Genomic DNA, 17,303 nt, shown 5'->3' on the forward strand with positions numbered 1-17,303 from the left:
GAACGTTAACCCGCTATGTCCTATTTCGTCAGGACATAGCACTCCCGGGGAGTCGTCGTGTCATGGCCCGTCACACCTCGGGGCGAAGCATGGGCGGATTGAGCAGCGTCGCCCCTCCGGCCCGGAACAGCTGGGCCGGACGGCCGCCCTGACGGGTCGTCGTACCGCCGGTGGGCACCAGGAAGCCCGGGGTGCCGGTGACCTTGCGGTGGAAGTTCCGTGGGTCCAGGGCCACGCCCCACACCGCCTCGTACACCCGGCGCAGCTCGCCGACCGTGAACTCCTGCGGACAGAAGGCGGTGGCCAGCGAGGAGTACTCGATCTTGGAGCGGGCGCGCTCGACCCCATCCGCGAGGATGCGGGCATGGTCGAAGGCGAGCGGGGCGGCCAGATCACTGTCGCGCGCGAAGGCCCCCTCCTGGTCGAGCAGCGACTCGACCGGCGCCCAGCGCACCGTGTGCGCGTCGCCCCCGGCCCGGGGCGCGGGCAGATCGGGCGCCAGCGCGAGATGCGCCACGCTGACCACGCGCATCCGGGGGTCCCGCTTCGGATCGCCGTACGTGGCGAGCTGCTCAAGATGGGCCGCGTTCGGCGGGACCGGAAGCGTGGGGTCATGGGCGAGCAGCCCGGTTTCCTCGGCCAACTCCCTGGCAGCGGCGACGGCGAGATCCTCATCGGGCCGCACGAAACCGCCGGGCAGCGCCCACCGACCCTTGAAAGGCGGCTCCCCGCGACGAACGGCCAACGCACACAGCGAATGCCGCCGCACGGTGAGCACGACCAGATCAACGGTGACGGCGAATGCCGGAAAGGCCGACGGGTCGTAGGGCATGACGCGATCATAGTCGTCTGCCTGACGATAATCAGGCCCTTGAGCATGATCACCGATGTTCGTGAAATCGCTCTCTCAAGCGCTCGCCTGCACGAATCCCACACCCCCTTCCGATTCCCCGACCCGCCCCACACGGGCGAACCGCCACCCCGCAACCCACCATCCACCCCGGACCGCCACGCCTCGGCCCAGCTCTCTCGTCGCCCCCTGTCCACCCGGCCGCCGAGCCTCGGCACGCCTCCTGCCGCCCAAAGGCCGCCCCTGGCATCCGGACCTCAGCACACCCGCCTGCCGCCCCCGGGCCCCGTGTCATAGGCCTGAGCCGTCCAGCGGACCGGCACCCCGAGAGCGACCCCGCAGCCGCTCCTGCCCCCGCCCCAGGACTCCCCCGGTCCGTCCGGGTCAGCGGCGGCTGCGCGTGCCCCGGCCGCCGGTGCGGCGTCGGGTGCGCGGCCGCCCTTCCGGGCGGCGCCTGCCACCGGGGGCGCTCGTCCCTGCCGGGCCGCTCCTGCCGCCCGGGGCCGCCGTCCCGCTCCGCCGCTCCCGCGCCGACTGCCGCTCCATCTGGCCTTCCACCTCCCCCGAGTCCTCCAACCCCTCCGCTTCCTCCGACTCCTCCGCTTCCGCGCGGGCGACCGACTCGGCAGGCTCAGCCGACTCGGCCGGTCCGGCCGTTTCCACGACCGCTTCGGCCGGGGTTCCGGCCGCCCCCTGCGCTTCGGCGGCAGCCAAGCCGCCGAGCCGCTCCAGCTCCGCGTGCACCGCGGCGTGTACAGCACGGTCGGCGCGGTCGGCCGGGTCGTAGCGCTCGGAGTCCTCCCGGCGCAGGCATTGGCGCAGCAGCTTCGGATGGACTCCCTCATTGCACGCCTGGTGCAACAACCTCGCGAAGAGGTAGTCCGGATCGACCCGCAGGGCACGGCCGAGCGCCACCCGTGCCATGAGCTCATCCCCCGCCGACCAGGCGACCCACCCCGCCAGGGTGAGCGGCGCCGCCGCATGCTCCCCATAGGAGCCGACACAGCGACGGGCCAGCGCGCGCCACAGCCGCAGCGCCGCGTCGGCGTCCGCTTCCTCCATCCATCCGGCCACCCGATCCCGGGTCCGCCGGTCCTGCAACCCGATGATCATCACCGCCGCCTCCTGGTCGTCGAGCAGACCGTCATCGCGGAGATCGGCCGCGCAGACGTCGGCCACCGGCGGCGCGGCCTGGAACGTGTCCAGCATCCGGCCCACCAGACCGAGGGTCTGCGCACGCACGGTCGCGGAGCCGGCGCCATCCAGAATCCTCGGCACAAGATCGGCTCCGGCCGCGTCCAGCGCCCGCTCCTGAATATCGGCCCGAGGCGCCCCGAGCGGGGCGAGCCTGACCTCCATCTCGCTCAGCGAGCCGCGCACCTGGACCCCCGCGTACGTCGCCGCCGCGGCCATGACCGAGGTGCCGGGCAGAGCGAGCGGAACGCCTTCCGGCGGACAGCAGCGCCGGTCGGGGCAGACATACGACCAGAACCGGCCGCCGGAGATGCACAGCGCCTCGAACACCGGCACCTCCAACCCGCCGCACGCGATGCGCAGCCGCTGGGCGAGGGGCCGCAGCCGCTCCATCGCCTCCTGCGCGGACTCACCCTCGGCCGGCTCCTGGCACAGGAACAGAACGACCCCGTCCGGCCGCACACCACGCCGCTCACTGCCGCTGATCAAGCATTCGGCGAGCTGATCGCAGACCTCCGGCCACTCCTCCGGAACTCGGGGAATGCCGAGCCTGAGCCTGCCGCCGAACCGGCCGCGGGTGCCGTGCAGCGCGATCATCACGATGCTGTCGTCCGGCTGGAAGCCCAGGACATAGGGCAGGGCATCGGCGAGCTCCGCCGGACTGCGGAGAGTGACCTGCTCTTCGCCGGGCAGACCGGCCGCTTCGTTGTGTCGAGTCATGGCCCGACGGTCCCTCAGCCCCGACGGTCCCGCCACCCCTGTGGATAACGTTATCCACAGGCTGCCGGGGGCGTTGGCGCGATGTCGGCGGGATCGGGTTGCATGGGGGGCATGAGCGACGAAAACCTGCGCCTCTCGGCCGACCGCGTCCTGGCCCGCCTCGTCGGGGACACCACCGGCTCCGCCCGGCTCCGGGAGGATCAATGGCGGGCGATCGAGGCGCTGGTCGCCGAGCGTCGCCGGGCGCTGGTCGTCCAGCGCACCGGCTGGGGCAAGTCGGCGGTGTATTTCGTCGCCACCGCGCTGCTGCGCGAGCGCGGCAGCGGTCCCACCGTGATCGTCTCCCCGCTCCTCGCGCTGATGCGCAACCAGGTCGAGGCCGCCGCGCGCGCCGGTATCCAGGCCCGCACGATCAATTCCGCGAACACCGAGGAGTGGGACACCATCCAGGCGGAGGTGGCCGCGGGTGAGGTGGATGTGCTGCTGGTGAGCCCGGAGCGGCTCAACAACCCCGACTTCCGCGACCAGGTGCTGCCCCAGCTCGCCGCCGCCACCGGCCTGCTGGTCGTCGACGAGGCACACTGCATCTCCGACTGGGGCCATGACTTCCGGCCCGACTACCGCAGGCTGCGCACCATGCTCGCCGATCTTCCCCAGGGCGTGCCCGTGCTCGCCACCACCGCGACCGCGAACGCGCGGGTCACCGCCGATGTGGCCGAGCAGCTGGGCACGGGCGAAGGAACCGGGCGGGCGCTGGTGCTGCGCGGCCCGCTGGACCGGGAGAGCCTGCGGCTGGGCGTGCTGCCGCTGCCGGACGCCGCGCATCGGCTCGCCTGGCTCGCCGACCACCTCGATGAGCTGCCGGGCTCCGGGATCATCTACACCCTCACCGTGGCCGCTGCCGAGGAGGTGACCGCGTTCCTGCGGCAGCGCGGTCACACCGTCGCCTCCTACACCGGCAAGACGGAGAACGCGGATCGCCAGCAGGCCGAGGAGGACCTGCTGGCCAACCGGGTCAAGGCGCTGGTCGCCACCTCAGCGCTGGGCATGGGCTTCGACAAGCCGGACCTCGGCTTCGTGGTCCATCTCGGTTCGCCGTCCTCCCCCATCGCCTACTACCAGCAGGTCGGGCGCGCCGGGCGCGGTGTGGAGCACGCCGAGGTGCTGCTCCTGCCCGGCCGCGAGGACGAGGCGATCTGGCGGTATTTCGCCTCGCTCGCCTTCCCGCCCGAGGAGCAGGTGCGCCGCACGCTCGACGTGCTCGCGTCGTCGGACCGGCCGGTGTCGCTGCCCGCGCTCGAGCCCCAGGTCGAGCTGCGGCGGTCGCGTCTGGAGATCATGCTCAAGGTGCTCGACGTGGACGGCGCGGTGCGGCGGGTGCGCGGCGGCTGGACCGCCACCGGGCAGCCCTGGGCGTATGACGCGGAGCGGTATGCGTGGGTGGCACGCCAGCGGGAGACCGAGCAGCAGGCCATGCGGGACTACGCCACGACGGCCGACTGCCGGATGGAGTTCCTGCGGCGACAGCTGGACGACGAGAAGGCGGCGCCCTGTGGCCGCTGTGACAACTGCGCGGGGGCGCGGTTCACCACCGAGGTGTCCGCCGCCTCGCTGGACGCGGCGCGCGGTGAGCTGGGGCGGCCCGGTGTCGAGGTGGAGCCGCGCCGTATGTGGCCGACCGGGCTGCCCGCGGTGGGCGTCGATCTCAAGGGCCGCATTCCGGCGGGTGAGCAGGCCGCTCCGGGCCGGGCCCTGGGCCGTCTGTCCGACATCGGCTGGGGAAACCGGCTGCGGCCGCTGCTGGCCCCGCAGAGCCCGGACGCCCCGGTGCCCGACGATGTGGCCGGTGCGGTGGTGACGGTGCTCGCCGACTGGGCCAAGGGCCCCGGCGGCTGGGCCTCGGGCGCGCCGGACGCCCCGGACCGCCCGGTGGGCGTGGTCACCCTCGCCTCCCGCACCCGCCCGCAGTTGATCCAGTCACTCGGCGAACGGATCGCCACGGTCGGCCGGTTGCCCCTGCTCGGGAGCGTCGCGTACCACGGCGGCGAGATCGACACCCGGGTGCCGCGCACCAACAGCGCCCAGCGGCTGCGGGCGCTGCACGGCGCGCTGACCGTGCCGCCCCCGCTGGCGGCGGCCCTCGCCGAGGCGGGTGGACCGGTGCTGCTGGTGGACGATCTGGCGGACACCGGCTGGACTCTGGCCGTCGCCTCCCGGCTGCTCCGCCGGGCCGGGGCGGCCGGGGTGTTTCCGCTGGTCCTGGCCGTGCAGGGGTAGGGACGGCCAGGGCCGCGGCGAGGCGCGAACCGGCCAGGAATATAGAACGCACATCCACGTAAAACGGTCAGTGGTGCCGACTGTGCATTGCCGCACGCGGGCGCTGCCGCGAGAATTGTCAGCAGCTCCCCCGCCCCCGGTCCGGCCGTGGCACCGACGGGGCTGTGTCGTGGCCCGCGCCCGTGCCCGACCCTTCGCACGGACCGTGGGCGCAGACGAAGGGAGGACCGTGACCTTCGGCTTCGTTCCGCCACCGTCCGCCGATTCCGCTTCCCGAGTCGGCCGGATGCTCCAGCCCGCCGAGTGGGCGGCAGCGGGAATCCCGTTGCTGCGCAATCCGCGCGAGGTGGTCACCGGACTGCACATCCGCCATCTGCCGACGCCCTCGACCGCCGTCGTCGCGGTCCTCGATCCGGAGGAACGGCTCACGGCGAGCGCCTCGTTCGTCCGCCGCGGCGCCGCCGCCGTCGACGGCTGGGACTTCCGGAACGCGCTGCTGGCGCAGTTGCGCCGGGTGATCCCGCACGATCTGCGCCGCCGCACACCGATCCGCACCGCCGTGCTCCTCTACTGCCGCGAGGGCGAGAGCCGGTGGACGGAGGAGGACGGCGCCTGGATGTGGGGGCTGCGCGACGCCTGCACCCTGCACGGCCTGCGCTGCGGTGCGTACATCACGCTGACCCACGACGGATGGCGGGTCCTCGGCGAGGGGCGGGGCGGCCGCCGGCCGCACTCCACTTCGCTGCCGGCCGAGCTGGGCGTGGCCGTCGAGGGCGACGGCGACGCCAAGGCGCTGCCGCGGCCCCACCTCGGAGGGCGGCGCAAGGCGCTGAGCCACTCCGCCGCCGTCTGACCGGTCGCGGGCCGCGCGGCCACCGGCCGTCCGGGCGCCGGACAGCTCCGCCACGTGGGGCAGAGACTGCCGGACACCGGGCGTTCGGGGACGTGCGGCCTCAGGCGCCCGGACCGATGAGGGTGTTGATGCGCTCCGGATCGCCGCAGACGATCAGCAGCGTCCCGGCCCGGCCCATCGCCTCGGGCAGCGCGCGGGCCACCGCATCGTTCGCACCACCGTTGACGGCGACGACCACGACCGGACGGCCCTTGAGGCGGTCGGCATCCGCGCCGGCGTAGAAGACATCGTCTCCGGCGTCGTGCTGCGCCCAGTAGGACGCCTCGCCGAAGGACAACTCATGTGCCGCCCACGGATGCTGCTCCCCGGTGGTCAGCACCAGGATGTCACCAGGGGCTCGGCCGGAATCCAGCAGCAGGTCGACCGCCTCGTCCGCCGCGTCCAGGGCGCCGTCCACCGTGGCGGGGATCAGCTGGATCTGGGGCGTGGCCTTTGTGGCGGTGGGTGCGGCCTTGGCAGCCGAAGCCGCCGGGGCGGTCGGCACGGGCTTCGTCGCATCGCTCGTGGTGCGCTGCGACTGGGCCGACGAGGTTCCGGCGGAGCCACGGTTGGGACCGGGGCTTCCTGGCCGCCGCGGTGCGGGCCGGGGGCCGGGACCAGGGACAGGACGAGGGGTCGGCGCGGTGCGGCCTGCGGCCGGTGTCGCGCGGGGACCCGGGACACTCTCGTGAATCTGAGGCTCCTCGGGGATGAGAGGCATGGGCTGATGTCTATCAAACGTCGGTGCGAGTCGCATCGGCGGGTGGCGGTTTTGACCGCTTGGTCTGCTCAGAAGTCGAAGCCGAGTTGGCCTTCGTCCTCCAGCCCGACCGGTTCGGATGTGCTGCGGAACCGCTTCAGGTGCCGCCAGCGGGGCAGCCCGTCCATATAGGCCCAGGACAGCCGGTGGTGGGGCGTGGGCCCCAGTTCCCGCAGGGCGGCGCGGTGCGTGGGGGACGGATATCCGGCGTTGTCCCCGAAGCAGAAGTCCGTGTGCTCGGCTCCCAGTTCGGCCATCATCGCATCCCGGCGGACCTTGGCGATCACCGAGGCGGCGGCGACGGACACACAGGACTGATCGCCCTTGATGACCGTACGAACCGTCCAGGGACCGCCGAGGTAGTCGTACTTCCCGTCCAGGATGACCGCGTCCGGCCGGACCGGCAGCGCGTCCAGCGCACGCGTGGCGGCGAGCCGGAGGGCGGCCGTCATCCCCAGGTCGTCGATCTCCTCGGGAGAGGAGTGACCCAGGGCGTGCGCGGTGACCCACGAGTCCAACTCCAGGGCCAGGGCCGTGCGCTTCTTGGGACTCAGCAGCTTGGAGTCGGTGAGCCCGGTCGGCGGACGGCGCAGACCGGTGACCGCCGCGCAGACCGTCACCGGACCGGCCCATGCCCCGCGCCCGACTTCGTCGATACCGACGACGATCTTGGCTCCCGTCGTGGCTCGGAGCGAGCGCTCGACACTGTGGGTGGGCGGTTCATAGGCCATGGCGAGGACAACCTTACGCCGCTCTTACCTGCGTTCGGAACCCGGTTCCCCAGCAGTGATCATCGACCGCCGCCGGCGGTTGCCACCCTGGTGGATCCGGGGGCCGTTTCCGCCCAACACGACGCGGCGCACGGCTGGTTCGACGGGTGGGGCAAACCGGACGGCGCACCGCAGCGCGCCCACGCCGAAGGTCAGTCGGCGCCCGCGCGCCCCGGCCGCCCATCGCCGGTGCCCGGGGCCCACTCCGGCAGCGCCTCGGTGCGGTCCAGCCAGTCGGCCGGCGGCGCACCGGCGGCCTCGGACGCGACCACTCCCCCGACGATGGCGCAGGTGGTGTCCACGTCTCCGCCGGCCGAGGCCGTCCTCCAGAACGCCTCCTCGAAGGAGCCCAGGTGGCGAGCGGCCGCCCACAGGGCGAACGGCACGGTGTCATGGGCGCTGGTGCGGCGGCCACAGCCGAGCACCGCGGCGACGGTCCCGGCGTCCGCGTAGTCGAGCATGTCGCGGGCGCGGCGCAGCCCCGCCTGGACGGCGCTGCGCGGCACCACCTCGACCACCCGGTCCAGCAGTTCCCCGGGCCCGCCATGGCCCGCCGGATCGGCCACCAGTGCCGCGGCCGCGGCCACCGCCATGGCGCCCGCCACCGCCTCGCGATGCTGATGCGTGGTGCACGCCGAGATCTCCGCCTGATGCGTGGCCTGCTCCACATCGCCCGCGTACCAGGCGCCCAGCGGGGCGATCCGCATGGCGGCGCCGTTGCCCCACGAGCCCTGCCCCTGGAACAGCCCGGCGGCCAGGTCGCGCCAGTCGCCGCCCTCCCTGATCAGGCGGAGCATCCGGTTCACGGCGGGGCCGTAGCCCCGGTCGAAATCGTGGTGGTCGGCGAAGGACCGGGCGAGATCGTCCTGGTCGATCCGGCCGTGGGTCACCAGGGCGGCCAGGATCGAGCAGGCCATCTCGGTGTCGTCAGTCCACTGCCAGGGGGTGGGCGGCAGCGCGCGGCGCTTGAGGTAGGGATAGTTGGCGGGGACGAAGAACTGGGAGCCGAGGGCGTCGCCCACGGCCAGCCCGCGCAGGCTCCGCAGAGCCCGGTGGAAACGGTCAGCGGTCATCGTTGCGCACTCTAACCGGTGTGGCCGTAGGGCTTGGGGGCGCACCAGCGCTCAAAGGGCCGGTCGAGGTGGTAGCGGCCGTCGGAGCCGAGCAGCAGGGTCCGCATCTCGCCGTTGCCGGGGTTCGACAGCGACTCGAATTCGGCGACGCTCCAGTGCAGCCACCGCATGCAGAACAGCCGCATGGTCATCCCATGGGTCACCAGCAGGACGTTCGGCGGGTGTGCCGGGTCCTGGAAACTGCGCCACAGGCTCTCCAGGAAGGCGTCCACCCGGTCGTAGACGTCGGCGCCCGACTCACCCTGAGCGAACCGGTAGAAGAAGTGCCCGTAGGCATTGCGGTACGCCTTCTGCTTCCGCACGTCCTCGCGGTCCTGCCAGTTCCCCCAGTCCTGCTCCCGCAGCCGCGGCTCCTCCCTGACCCGGGTGCGGGAGGGGTCGAGATCGAGCAGCTTCAGGGTCTGATGGGTGCGACGGTACGGCGACACATAGATCGACACGCGCTCGTCGCCGAAGGTGTCGCGCAGTCGCTCACCCGCCTCCTCCGCCTGCCTGCGCCCGGTCTCGGTCAGTCTCAGAGCATGGTCGGGCACCCTTTCGTACACCGAGTCGTCGACGTTCCCCTCCGATTCTCCGTGCCGTAGGAGGACGATGCGCCGGGGTCGTGCCATGGCGCCACCCTAGATCGAGGCCGTGGCCGGCGCCTCGCCGCCCTCCTCGGCCATGGGCCGACCTCCTCGTATCTCGCGGCGGCGCCCAGTGAAGCGGCTGCGCAACAGCCGGTCGTGCGAGACCACCACCAGCGCCCCGGTCCACTGGGCCAGCGCCTCCTCCAGCTCCTCCACCAGGCCGAGGGCGAGATGGTTGGTCGGCTCGTCGAGCAGCAGCAGATCGGCGGGGCGGGCCAGCAACCTGGCGAGCGCCAGCCGGCGGCGCTGGCCCGCGGAGAGCGACCCCACCGGGACGTGGAGGGCATCCGGGCGGAACAGCCCGTACGACAGCAGCAGGTCGGTCTGCTCCTCCGGTGTCCCCGGCAGCCCACGGCCGAAGGCCGACAGCAGCCGCTCCCGGGGCCGGGCAACGGGTATCTCCTGGGCGAGATAGCCGATCCTGCCCCGGCGGGCCACCCGGCCCGCCTCCGGTTTCTCCACCCCGGCCATGACCCGCAGCAACGTGGATTTGCCCGCGCCGTTGGCACCGTGGACGAGCAGTCTCTCTCCGGCCGCCACCGTGAGCCGGTCGACCGCCAGCCGCTCCCCCACGCGGACATCGTGAAGGTCGACGAGCAGACCGTCCGCCGAGCCCGCGGCGGGGAGTGCCGAGAACCGCAGCGGCTCCGGCGGGCGCGGCACCGGGTCCTCCTGGAGTCTGCGCAGCCTCTCGCGTGCGTTCCGCACCCTGCTGGAGACCGAGGACTGCACACGTCCCCGGTCCCGGTCGTAGGCCAGCTTGTTGCCGTCCTTCATGCCGCGCCCCGGGGCCACCCGCCGGGCGACGGTGGTGGCGGCCTCGGCGAGCGCGGCCGTCTCCGCGCACCACTCCTCGTACGCCTGCTCCCAGCGGCGGCGCGTGGCGGTCTGCTCGGCGACGAATCCGCCGTACCCCCCGCCGTACCGGACCAGGGTGCGCCGGTCGGCGTCCACCTCGACGATCGCGGTCGCCACCCGCTCCAGGAAGACCCGGTCGTGGGAGACGGCGACGACGGTGCCCCGATGCGCCCGGAGCGCCTCCTCCAGCCAGCCGAGCGCCGCGCCGTCGAGGTGGTTCGTCGGCTCGTCCAGCAGCATCACCTCGGGGGCGGCCGCGATCAGGCAGGCGAGCCCGAGCCGGGCCTGCTCACCGCCCGACAGACTGCCGAGCCGCCGCTCGTACCCGATGCCGCCGAGCCCCAGGCCGTGCAGGGCCTTCTCCACCCGGGCATCCGCCTCATAGCCACCGCGGGCCTCGAACGCGGTGAGCAGATCGCCATAAGCGGCGAGCACATCGGGGGTACCGTCGGCGAGATCCGCCTCCAACTCGCGCAGCCCGCGCTCCATGGCGCGCACCTCGGCGAGGGCGGTGTCCACCGCGTCACGCACCGTGCGATCCGGCGGCAGCTCGGGCGTCTGGCCGAGGTGGCCGACGCCGCCTTCGGCCACTGTCACCACGGCGCCGTCGTCCGGCGACTCGCGCCCGGTCAGCAGCCGCAGCAAGGTGGACTTACCGGCCCCGTTCTCCCCCACGACGCCGATCCGCTCCCCGGGCCGCACCGCGAAGGACACGTCGTCGAGCAGCAGCCGGTCACCCCGGGACAGCGTGACGCCTCGCAGCGAGATCTGAGTGGGCAAGGGCGCACCTCCGAGCACGCGAGCGGCCATTCGGACCGCACACTCCAAACACAACTGAAGTTGCGTTACCCTCAGCATGGCACAGCGAACCCACTAACACAACTGGAGTTGCACTTGTCCACAGAGAGCGCCGCCCCGACGCCGGGCACCGTCCGCCCCGGCGGGCGCACCGCGCGCACCCGCTCGGCGGTGCGCGACGCCGTGCTCACCGGCCTCGCCGAGCACGGCTATCCGGGTCTGACCGTGGAGTACGTCGCCGAGCGCTCCGGCATCCACAAAACGACCGTCTACCGGCGCTGGGGCAGCGTCGAGGGGCTCGTGGCGGACGCGCTTGACCTGGCGGGAGAGGACGCCTGGACGCCGCCCGACACCGGGAATCTGGAGGGCGATCTGCGCGCCCTCGCCCGCGAGGTGGCCGAGACCTTCGGCAGCGCGTCGGCCGCCGCCGCGCCGACCGCCTTCATCGCGGCCGCGTTCCAGTCCGAGCGCGCGGCGCAGGCGCTGCGCGACTTCTACACCGAGCGCTTCGCGCGCTGCGAAACCGTGGTGCGCAGGGCCGTCGACCGAGGCGAGGCCCCCTCCGGCACCGACGCCGCGGCGGTCGTACGCGCCGTCTCCGCGCCCTTGTTCTTCCGGGCGCTCATCACCCGCGAGCCCATCGACACCCCGCTCGCCGACCAGACGGCCACCGCCGTCGCCGCCGCGGTCCGGACCGGGGCCTATCTCCCCGCCCGCCGCTGATCAGGACCGCCCCCCCTTGCCCGGCAGCGGGCTCCGCATCACACCGTCCAGGCGGACTCGACCCGTACGACATCGCCGGCGATCGCCGCCACATCCGCTTCCGTCTGCGCGCGCAGGCCGAGCCGCTCGACCCGCTCCACACGGTACTTCCCGTGCTCGGCCGCCGAGTCCCACATCGACAACACCAGGAACTCGTTCCCCGGCGCCTCCCCGAACACCCCGCGCAGCATCCCGGGCGACCCGGCCATGGCCGGATTCCACACCTTCTCCTGCACCAGCGTGAAGTGATCCACCCGGTCGGGGCGCACCCGGCAGTGCGCGACGCGCACCACGTCCGCGTCGGAGAACCGCGGCTCGAAGCCGACCTTCACATCGAATCGGTGCTCGAACAGCCGGACTTGCATATCTCGGTACGTGCCCGACTGCGAGGCCGCCAGCCGGTCGTGCGAGCGCGCCATGAAGGAGTCGTAGAACGCCCGGCTCTCCCAGAACGAGAAGACATGCGCCACATTCGGCCGCCCCCGGCTCCAGCCACCGCCCTGCCCCCGGAATCCCGGTTCGCCGGGCAACCCCGCCCACTTCCGCTGCCCCCGCTCGAAACCCGGGCGGTCCACCACGGTGCAGCGAATCCACTTGACCAGCACCGCGCCATCCTACGGCCGTACGGTGGCCCTCATCACATACCGGAGAGTCCGCCCCCGGTTCGCCATCGCGCCCTACGGCGCCGGGGGACGACGGCGGCGGGGCGCGGACCCGAAGGCCCGCGCCCCGCCTGGGATGTCATCCCCTCGGATGCCATCCGTAAGGACTCACGATCAGCTGCAGCCGCTCGTGGAACCGCAGCCCTCGCACAGGTAGCAGCTGCCCGCACGGCGCATCTTGGTGCCACAGGAGAAGCAGAGCGGCGCGTCCGCGTTCAACCCCAGCTGGATCTCGACCAGTTCGGTCGAGCTGTGGGCCTCCTTCGCCGACTCGGACCCGCTCCGCGGCTGCGACGACGACCCACTGCTCTTCGGGGCGGTCACATGGCGCGGCGCGGACTGGGCCAGGCCCTCGACGTCCACCTCGTCGTCGGCGGCCTCGTAGGACCCCGTCTCCAGGTGGCGCTGGCGCTCCTCGGCGGAGTGGATGCCGAGCGCCGAGCGGGTCTCGAAGGGCAGGAAGTCCAGCGCCAGCCGGCGGAAGATGTAGTCGACGATCGACTGCGCCATCCGCACGTCCGGGTCGTCCGTCATCCCGGCCGGCTCGAAGCGCATGTTGGTGAACTTCGAGACGTAGGTCTCCAGCGGCACGCCGTACTGAAGACCGACCGACACGGCGATCGAGAAGGCGTCCATCATGCCCGCCAGGGTCGAGCCCTGCTTGGACATCTTCAGGAAGACCTCACCGAGACCGTCGTCCGGGTAGGAGTTGGCGGTCATGTAGCCCTCGGCGCCGCCCACCGTGAAGGAGGTGGTGATGCCGGGGCGGCCCTTGGGAAGGCGCCTGCGGACCGGGCGGTACTCGACGACCTTCTCGACCTCGGGCTCGGCCTGCTCCTTCTCCTCCTTCTTCTTGGCGGAGAGCGGCTGGCCGACCTTGCAGTTGTCGCGGTAGATCGCCAGCGCCTTGAGGCCGAGCTTCCAGCCCTCGAAGTAGATCTCCTCGATCTCCTCGACGGTGGCCGACTCCGGCATGTTGACCGTCTTGGAGATCGCGCCGGACAGGAACGGCTGGGCGGCCGCCATCATCCGCACATGCCCCATCGGCGAGATGGAGCGCTCGCCCATCGCGCAGTCGAAGACCTCGTAGTGCGCGGGCTTGAGCCCCGGCGCGTCGATCACATTGCCGTGCTCGGCGATGTGAGCGACGATCGCCTCGACCTGCTCCTCCTGGTAGCCGAGCCGCTTGAGCGCCTTGGGGACCGTGTTGTTCACGATCTGCATGGAGCCGCCGCCGACCAGCTTCTTGAACTTGACCAGGGCCAGGTCCGGCTCGACGCCCGTGGTGTCGCAGTCCATCATCAGGCCGATGGTGCCGGTCGGCGCGAGCACCGACGCCTGGGCGTTGCGGTAGCCGCTCTTCTCGCCGAGGCGCAGCACGTCCTGCCAGGCCTCGGTGGCCGCGGCCCAGACCGGAGTGTCCAGGTCGTCCATGCGCTTGGCGGCGGCGTTGGCGTCCGAGTGCTGCTTCATGACGCGCTTGTGGGCGTCCGCGTTCCGGGCGTAGCCGTCGTACGTGCCGACCACGGCGGCGAGCTCCGCGGAGCGCTTGTACGAGGTGCCGGTCATCAGGGAGGTGATGGCTCCGGCCAGGGCCCGGCCGCCGTCGCTGTCGTAGGCATGGCCGGTGGCCATCAGCAGGGCGCCCAGGTTGGCGTAGCCGATGCCCAGCTGGCGGAAGGCGCGGGTGGTCTCGCCGATCTTCTCGGTCGGGAAGTCCGCGAAGCAGATGGAGATGTCCATCGCCGTGATGACCAGCTCGACGACCTTGGCGAAGCGCTCGGCGTCGAAGCGCTGGTTGCCCGCGTCGTCGTCCTGGAGGAACTTCATCAGGTTGAGCGAGGCGAGGTTGCACGAGGAGTTGTCCAGGTGCATGTACTCGCTGCACGGGTTGGAGGCGGTGATCCGGCCCGACTCCGGCGAGGTGTGCCAGTGGTTGATGGTGTCGTCGTACTGGATGCCCGGGTCGGCGCAGGCCCAGGCGGCCTCGGCCATCTTGCGGAAGAGCGTCTTGGCGTCGATCTCCTCGATGGGCTCACCGGTCATCCGGCTGCGCAGCCCGAACGAGGAGCCGGACTCCACCGCCTTCATGAACGTGTCGTTCACGCGGACGGAGTTGTTGGCGTTCTGGTACTGGACGGACGTGATGTCGTCGCCGCCCAGGTCCATGTCGAAGCCCGCGTCGCGCAGGGCGCGGATCTTCTCCTCCTCCTTGACCTTGGTCTCGATGAACGCCTCGACGTCCGGGTGATCGACATCGAGCACGACCATCTTGGCGGCCCGGCGGGTGGCGCCGCCCGACTTGATCGTTCCGGCGGAGGCGTCGGCGCCGCGCATGAAGGAGACGGGGCCGGAGGCGTTGCCGCCCGAGGAGAGGAGCTCCTTGGAGGAGCGGATGCGGGAGAGGTTCAGGCCGGCGCCGGAGCCGCCCTTGAAGATCATCCCCTCTTCCTTGTACCAGTCCAGGATCGACTCCATGGAGTCGTCCACGGAGAGGATGAAGCAGGCGCTGACCTGCTGCGGCTGCTTGGTGCCGACGTTGAACCAGACAGGCGAGTTGAAGCTGAAGACCTGGTGCAGCAGCGCGTAGGTGAGCTCGTGGTCGAAGATCTCGGCGTCCGCGGGCGAGGCGAAGTAGCCATTGTCCTCACCGGCCTTGCGGTAGGTGCGCACCACGCGGTCGATGAGCTGCTTCAGGCTCGCCTCGCGGTCCGGGGAGCCCACCGCACCACGGAAGTACTTGCTTGTGACGATGTTGACCGCGTTCACCGACCAGAAGTCGGGGAACTCCACGCCGCGCTGCTCGAAGTTGACCGAACCGTCGCGCCAGTTGGTCATGACGACGTCACGGCGCTCCCAGACCACCTCGTCATACGGATGCACGCCGGGGGTGGTGTGAATGCGCTCGATACGCAGACCCTTGTTCGCCTTGCTGCCCTTGGAGCGGGAGCCTCGTGCCGGGCCGCTCGTCGTCTCTGTCATTCCGCCTCCCTGTACGGGCGAAAACGCCCTGATGTGCCCATTTCTTCCCCAGGCACGGTGTGTCTGTTCTTTCACCCGGACGCGGCAAGCGCCCCGGGCGGGTATGTGGGCCGCCGGTCAGTCGGCGGCGATGGCCGGCGCGGGGGCCTCCGCGGCCCCTTCGGCGCCGGGCCCGCGGTCGTGCGCGGGAGGCCGTTGCTGGTCACGCAGCTCCGCCACGGCGGCTTCGAAGTCCTCGAGGGAGTCGAAGGCGCGGTAGACGGAGGCGAAGCGGAGGTAGGCGACGAGGTCGAGCTTCTGGAGCGGGCCGAGTATGGCGAGCCCGACGTCATGGGTGGACAGCTCGGCGCTGCCGGTGGCCCGGACCGCCTCCTCCACCTGCTGGCCGAGCTTGGCGAGGGCGTCCTCGGTGACCGGACGGCCCTGGCACGCCTTGCGAACCCCCGAGATGACCTTGTCGCGGCTGAACGGCTCGGTGACCCCGCTCCGCTTGATCACCATGAGTGACGCGGTCTCCACGGTCGTGAAGCGACGCGAGCAGTCGGGGCACTGGCGGCGCCTGCGGATCGAGCAGCCGTCATCCGTGGTCCGGCTGTCGACGACGCGGCTGTCGGGGTGCCTGCAGAAGGGGCAGTGCATGACTCCGGTCCCTCCCTCACCCTCAAAAACGGCGCATGACTGAACATGCCTGAACATGCCTGATCAGCCCCGTCCAGGCCGTAAGGCCCTCCGAGGCGGCCACAAGCATAGGCCAAAACTCTGTCGGCGGATCCACCAGGGACCACAACCTGTGGGTGGCTTGCATCCATCAAACCACTAGATCTGGTGTCCGGCACTCAACCGAGCCGGATGGCGTGTCGCGGGCCGGGAGCAGGCACGAGACTACGCGAACCCCGTGCGTCCCGGATTCACAGGGGTCGGGATGCAAGACTGGGGCCGCCGCACGGCGACCGGACCAAACGGCGTATACACCCAACCCTGTGATCACGTCAGTCCATCTGCGAAATTTCACTCGAACGTGTGTTTGGCGCAACCTTTCGAAAGCAACTACCGTTGTCCAACTAGGGAGAACATCTCGAGAGGGGCCGTCGTGACCACCACCGCAGAGAGCGCCACCGTTACCGCCCAGGAGCGCTCCCAGAGCCGACTCGAACAGACACACGCGATGAACCAGACCCACCCGATGAACGACGACGCCACGACCCCGGAGGGGCAGAAGCCCGCGCGCTCGCTACCAGGGCGACCTCCAGGCATCCGGGCGGACAGCTCAGGGCTGACCGACCGGCAGCGGCGCGTCATCGAGGTCATTCGCGACTCTGTGCAGCGGCGTGGCTACCCGCCGTCCATGCGGGAGATCGGTCAGGCGGTGGGCCTCTCCAGCACCTCCTCCGTCGCCCATCAGCTGATGGCCCTGGAGCGGAAGGGCTTTCTGCGGCGCGACCCCCATCGGCCCCGAGCCTACGAGGTCCGCGGCTCCGACCAGCCCAGCACCCAGCCCCCGGACACCACCGGCAAGCCCGCCGCCTCCTATGTGCCGCTGGTCGGCCGGATCGCGGCCGGTGGCCCGATCCTCGCCGAGGAGTCGGTCGAGGATGTCTTCCCGCTCCCCCGGCAGCTGGTCGGCGACGGTGAGCTCTTCGTGCTGAAGGTGGTCGGCGACTCCATGATCGAGGCCGCCATCTGCGACGGCGACTGGGTGACGGTGCGCCGCCAGCCCGTCGCGGAGAACGGCGACATTGTCGCCGCGATGCTCGACGGTGAGGCCACGGTGAAGCGTTTCAAGCGTGAGGACGGCCATGTGTGGCTGCTTCCGCACAACGCCGCCTACCAGCCGATCCCCGGCGACGAGGCCACCATTCTGGGCAAGGTGGTCGCGGTGCTGCGGCGCGTCTGAGCGCGCCGGATCGAGGTGCGCCCTTAGCGTGCCCTACGACCGGGCCCCGGGACCACTGCGCCGGTTCCGGGGCCCTGCTGTGTCCGACGACCGTCGAGGCCCTGTCGCGTGAGAGCACCTGT

General features: G+C 71.6%; 14 protein-coding genes. 4 read left to right on the plus strand and 10 right to left on the minus strand.

The window, feature by feature from the left end; all coding sequences use genetic code 11:
- Window positions 1-70: 70 nt before the first annotated feature.
- Window positions 71-832, minus strand: coding sequence for an NUDIX hydrolase (locus KHP12_RS16960; protein ID WP_210609992.1), 762 nt, complete (start codon window positions 830-832; stop codon window positions 71-73).
- Window positions 833-1,234: 402 nt separating this feature from the next.
- Window positions 1,235-2,764 carry a DUF4192 domain-containing protein gene (locus tag KHP12_RS16965; protein ID WP_086879268.1) on the minus strand — a complete coding sequence of 510 codons (1,530 nt, stop codon included), beginning with the start codon at window positions 2,762-2,764 and terminating at the stop codon, window positions 1,235-1,237.
- 111 nt (window positions 2,765-2,875) lie between these two features.
- Between KHP12_RS16965 and KHP12_RS16970 the strand changes: the two genes are divergently transcribed.
- Window positions 2,876-5,041, plus strand: coding sequence for a RecQ family ATP-dependent DNA helicase (locus tag KHP12_RS16970; protein WP_211833130.1), 2,166 nt, complete (start codon window positions 2,876-2,878; stop codon window positions 5,039-5,041).
- Between the two features lie 229 nt (window positions 5,042-5,270).
- Window positions 5,271-5,894 (plus strand): hypothetical protein, encoded by a 624-nt coding sequence (locus KHP12_RS16975; protein ID WP_211833131.1) that lies wholly within the window; start codon window positions 5,271-5,273, stop codon window positions 5,892-5,894.
- Between the two features lie 100 nt (window positions 5,895-5,994).
- On the opposite strand, the gene KHP12_RS16980 is transcribed toward KHP12_RS16975, so the two are convergent.
- The 5 genes from KHP12_RS16980 to abc-f all read right to left on the minus strand — a co-directional run bounded on the left by KHP12_RS16980 (window position 5,995) and on the right by abc-f (window position 10,863).
- On the minus strand, window positions 5,995-6,654 hold the full coding sequence (locus KHP12_RS16980) for a hypothetical protein (RefSeq protein ID WP_211833132.1): 660 nt from the start codon (window positions 6,652-6,654) through the stop codon (window positions 5,995-5,997).
- 68 nt (window positions 6,655-6,722) lie between these two features.
- The gene (gene rnhB, locus KHP12_RS16985; protein ID WP_086879272.1) at window positions 6,723-7,424 is read right to left on the minus strand and encodes a ribonuclease HII; all 702 of its coding nucleotides are present in this window, start codon (window positions 7,422-7,424) and stop codon (window positions 6,723-6,725) included.
- Between the two features lie 191 nt (window positions 7,425-7,615).
- The gene (locus KHP12_RS16990; protein WP_211833133.1) at window positions 7,616-8,536 is read right to left on the minus strand and encodes an ADP-ribosylglycohydrolase family protein; all 921 of its coding nucleotides are present in this window, start codon (window positions 8,534-8,536) and stop codon (window positions 7,616-7,618) included.
- A gap of 11 nt (window positions 8,537-8,547) precedes the next feature.
- The gene (locus KHP12_RS16995) at window positions 8,548-9,207 is read right to left on the minus strand and encodes a histidine phosphatase family protein (protein WP_086879273.1); all 660 of its coding nucleotides are present in this window, start codon (window positions 9,205-9,207) and stop codon (window positions 8,548-8,550) included.
- 9 nt (window positions 9,208-9,216) lie between these two features.
- Window positions 9,217-10,863 (minus strand): ribosomal protection-like ABC-F family protein, encoded by a 1,647-nt coding sequence (gene abc-f / locus KHP12_RS17000; protein WP_086879274.1) that lies wholly within the window; start codon window positions 10,861-10,863, stop codon window positions 9,217-9,219.
- 114 nt (window positions 10,864-10,977) lie between these two features.
- Here abc-f and KHP12_RS17005 point away from each other — a divergent pair, with 114 nt between their 5' ends.
- Window positions 10,978-11,604: a TetR/AcrR family transcriptional regulator gene (locus tag KHP12_RS17005; protein WP_086879275.1), complete on the plus strand. Its 627-nt coding sequence runs from the start codon at window positions 10,978-10,980 to the stop codon at window positions 11,602-11,604.
- A 38-nt stretch (window positions 11,605-11,642) separates the two neighbouring features.
- On the opposite strand, the gene KHP12_RS17010 is transcribed toward KHP12_RS17005, so the two are convergent.
- The 3 genes from KHP12_RS17010 to nrdR all read right to left on the minus strand — a co-directional run bounded on the left by KHP12_RS17010 (window position 11,643) and on the right by nrdR (window position 15,926).
- Window positions 11,643-12,248, minus strand: coding sequence for a YdbC family protein (locus tag KHP12_RS17010; protein WP_044569357.1), 606 nt, complete (start codon window positions 12,246-12,248; stop codon window positions 11,643-11,645).
- 171 nt (window positions 12,249-12,419) lie between these two features.
- On the minus strand, window positions 12,420-15,287 hold the full coding sequence (locus KHP12_RS17015; RefSeq protein ID WP_086879276.1) for a vitamin B12-dependent ribonucleotide reductase: 2,868 nt from the start codon (window positions 15,285-15,287) through the stop codon (window positions 12,420-12,422).
- A gap of 117 nt (window positions 15,288-15,404) precedes the next feature.
- Window positions 15,405-15,926 carry a transcriptional regulator NrdR gene (nrdR, locus tag KHP12_RS17020; RefSeq protein WP_020867993.1) on the minus strand — a complete coding sequence of 174 codons (522 nt, stop codon included), beginning with the start codon at window positions 15,924-15,926 and terminating at the stop codon, window positions 15,405-15,407.
- Between the two features lie 451 nt (window positions 15,927-16,377).
- Here nrdR and lexA point away from each other — a divergent pair, with 451 nt between their 5' ends.
- Window positions 16,378-17,181 carry a transcriptional repressor LexA gene (gene lexA / locus KHP12_RS17025; protein WP_037958216.1) on the plus strand — a complete coding sequence of 268 codons (804 nt, stop codon included), beginning with the start codon at window positions 16,378-16,380 and terminating at the stop codon, window positions 17,179-17,181.
- Window positions 17,182-17,303 lie beyond the last annotated feature (122 nt).

The sequence above is a fragment of the Streptomyces asiaticus genome (genome assembly GCF_018138715.1).
GTDB lineage: Bacteria > Actinomycetota > Actinomycetes > Streptomycetales > Streptomycetaceae > Streptomyces > Streptomyces asiaticus.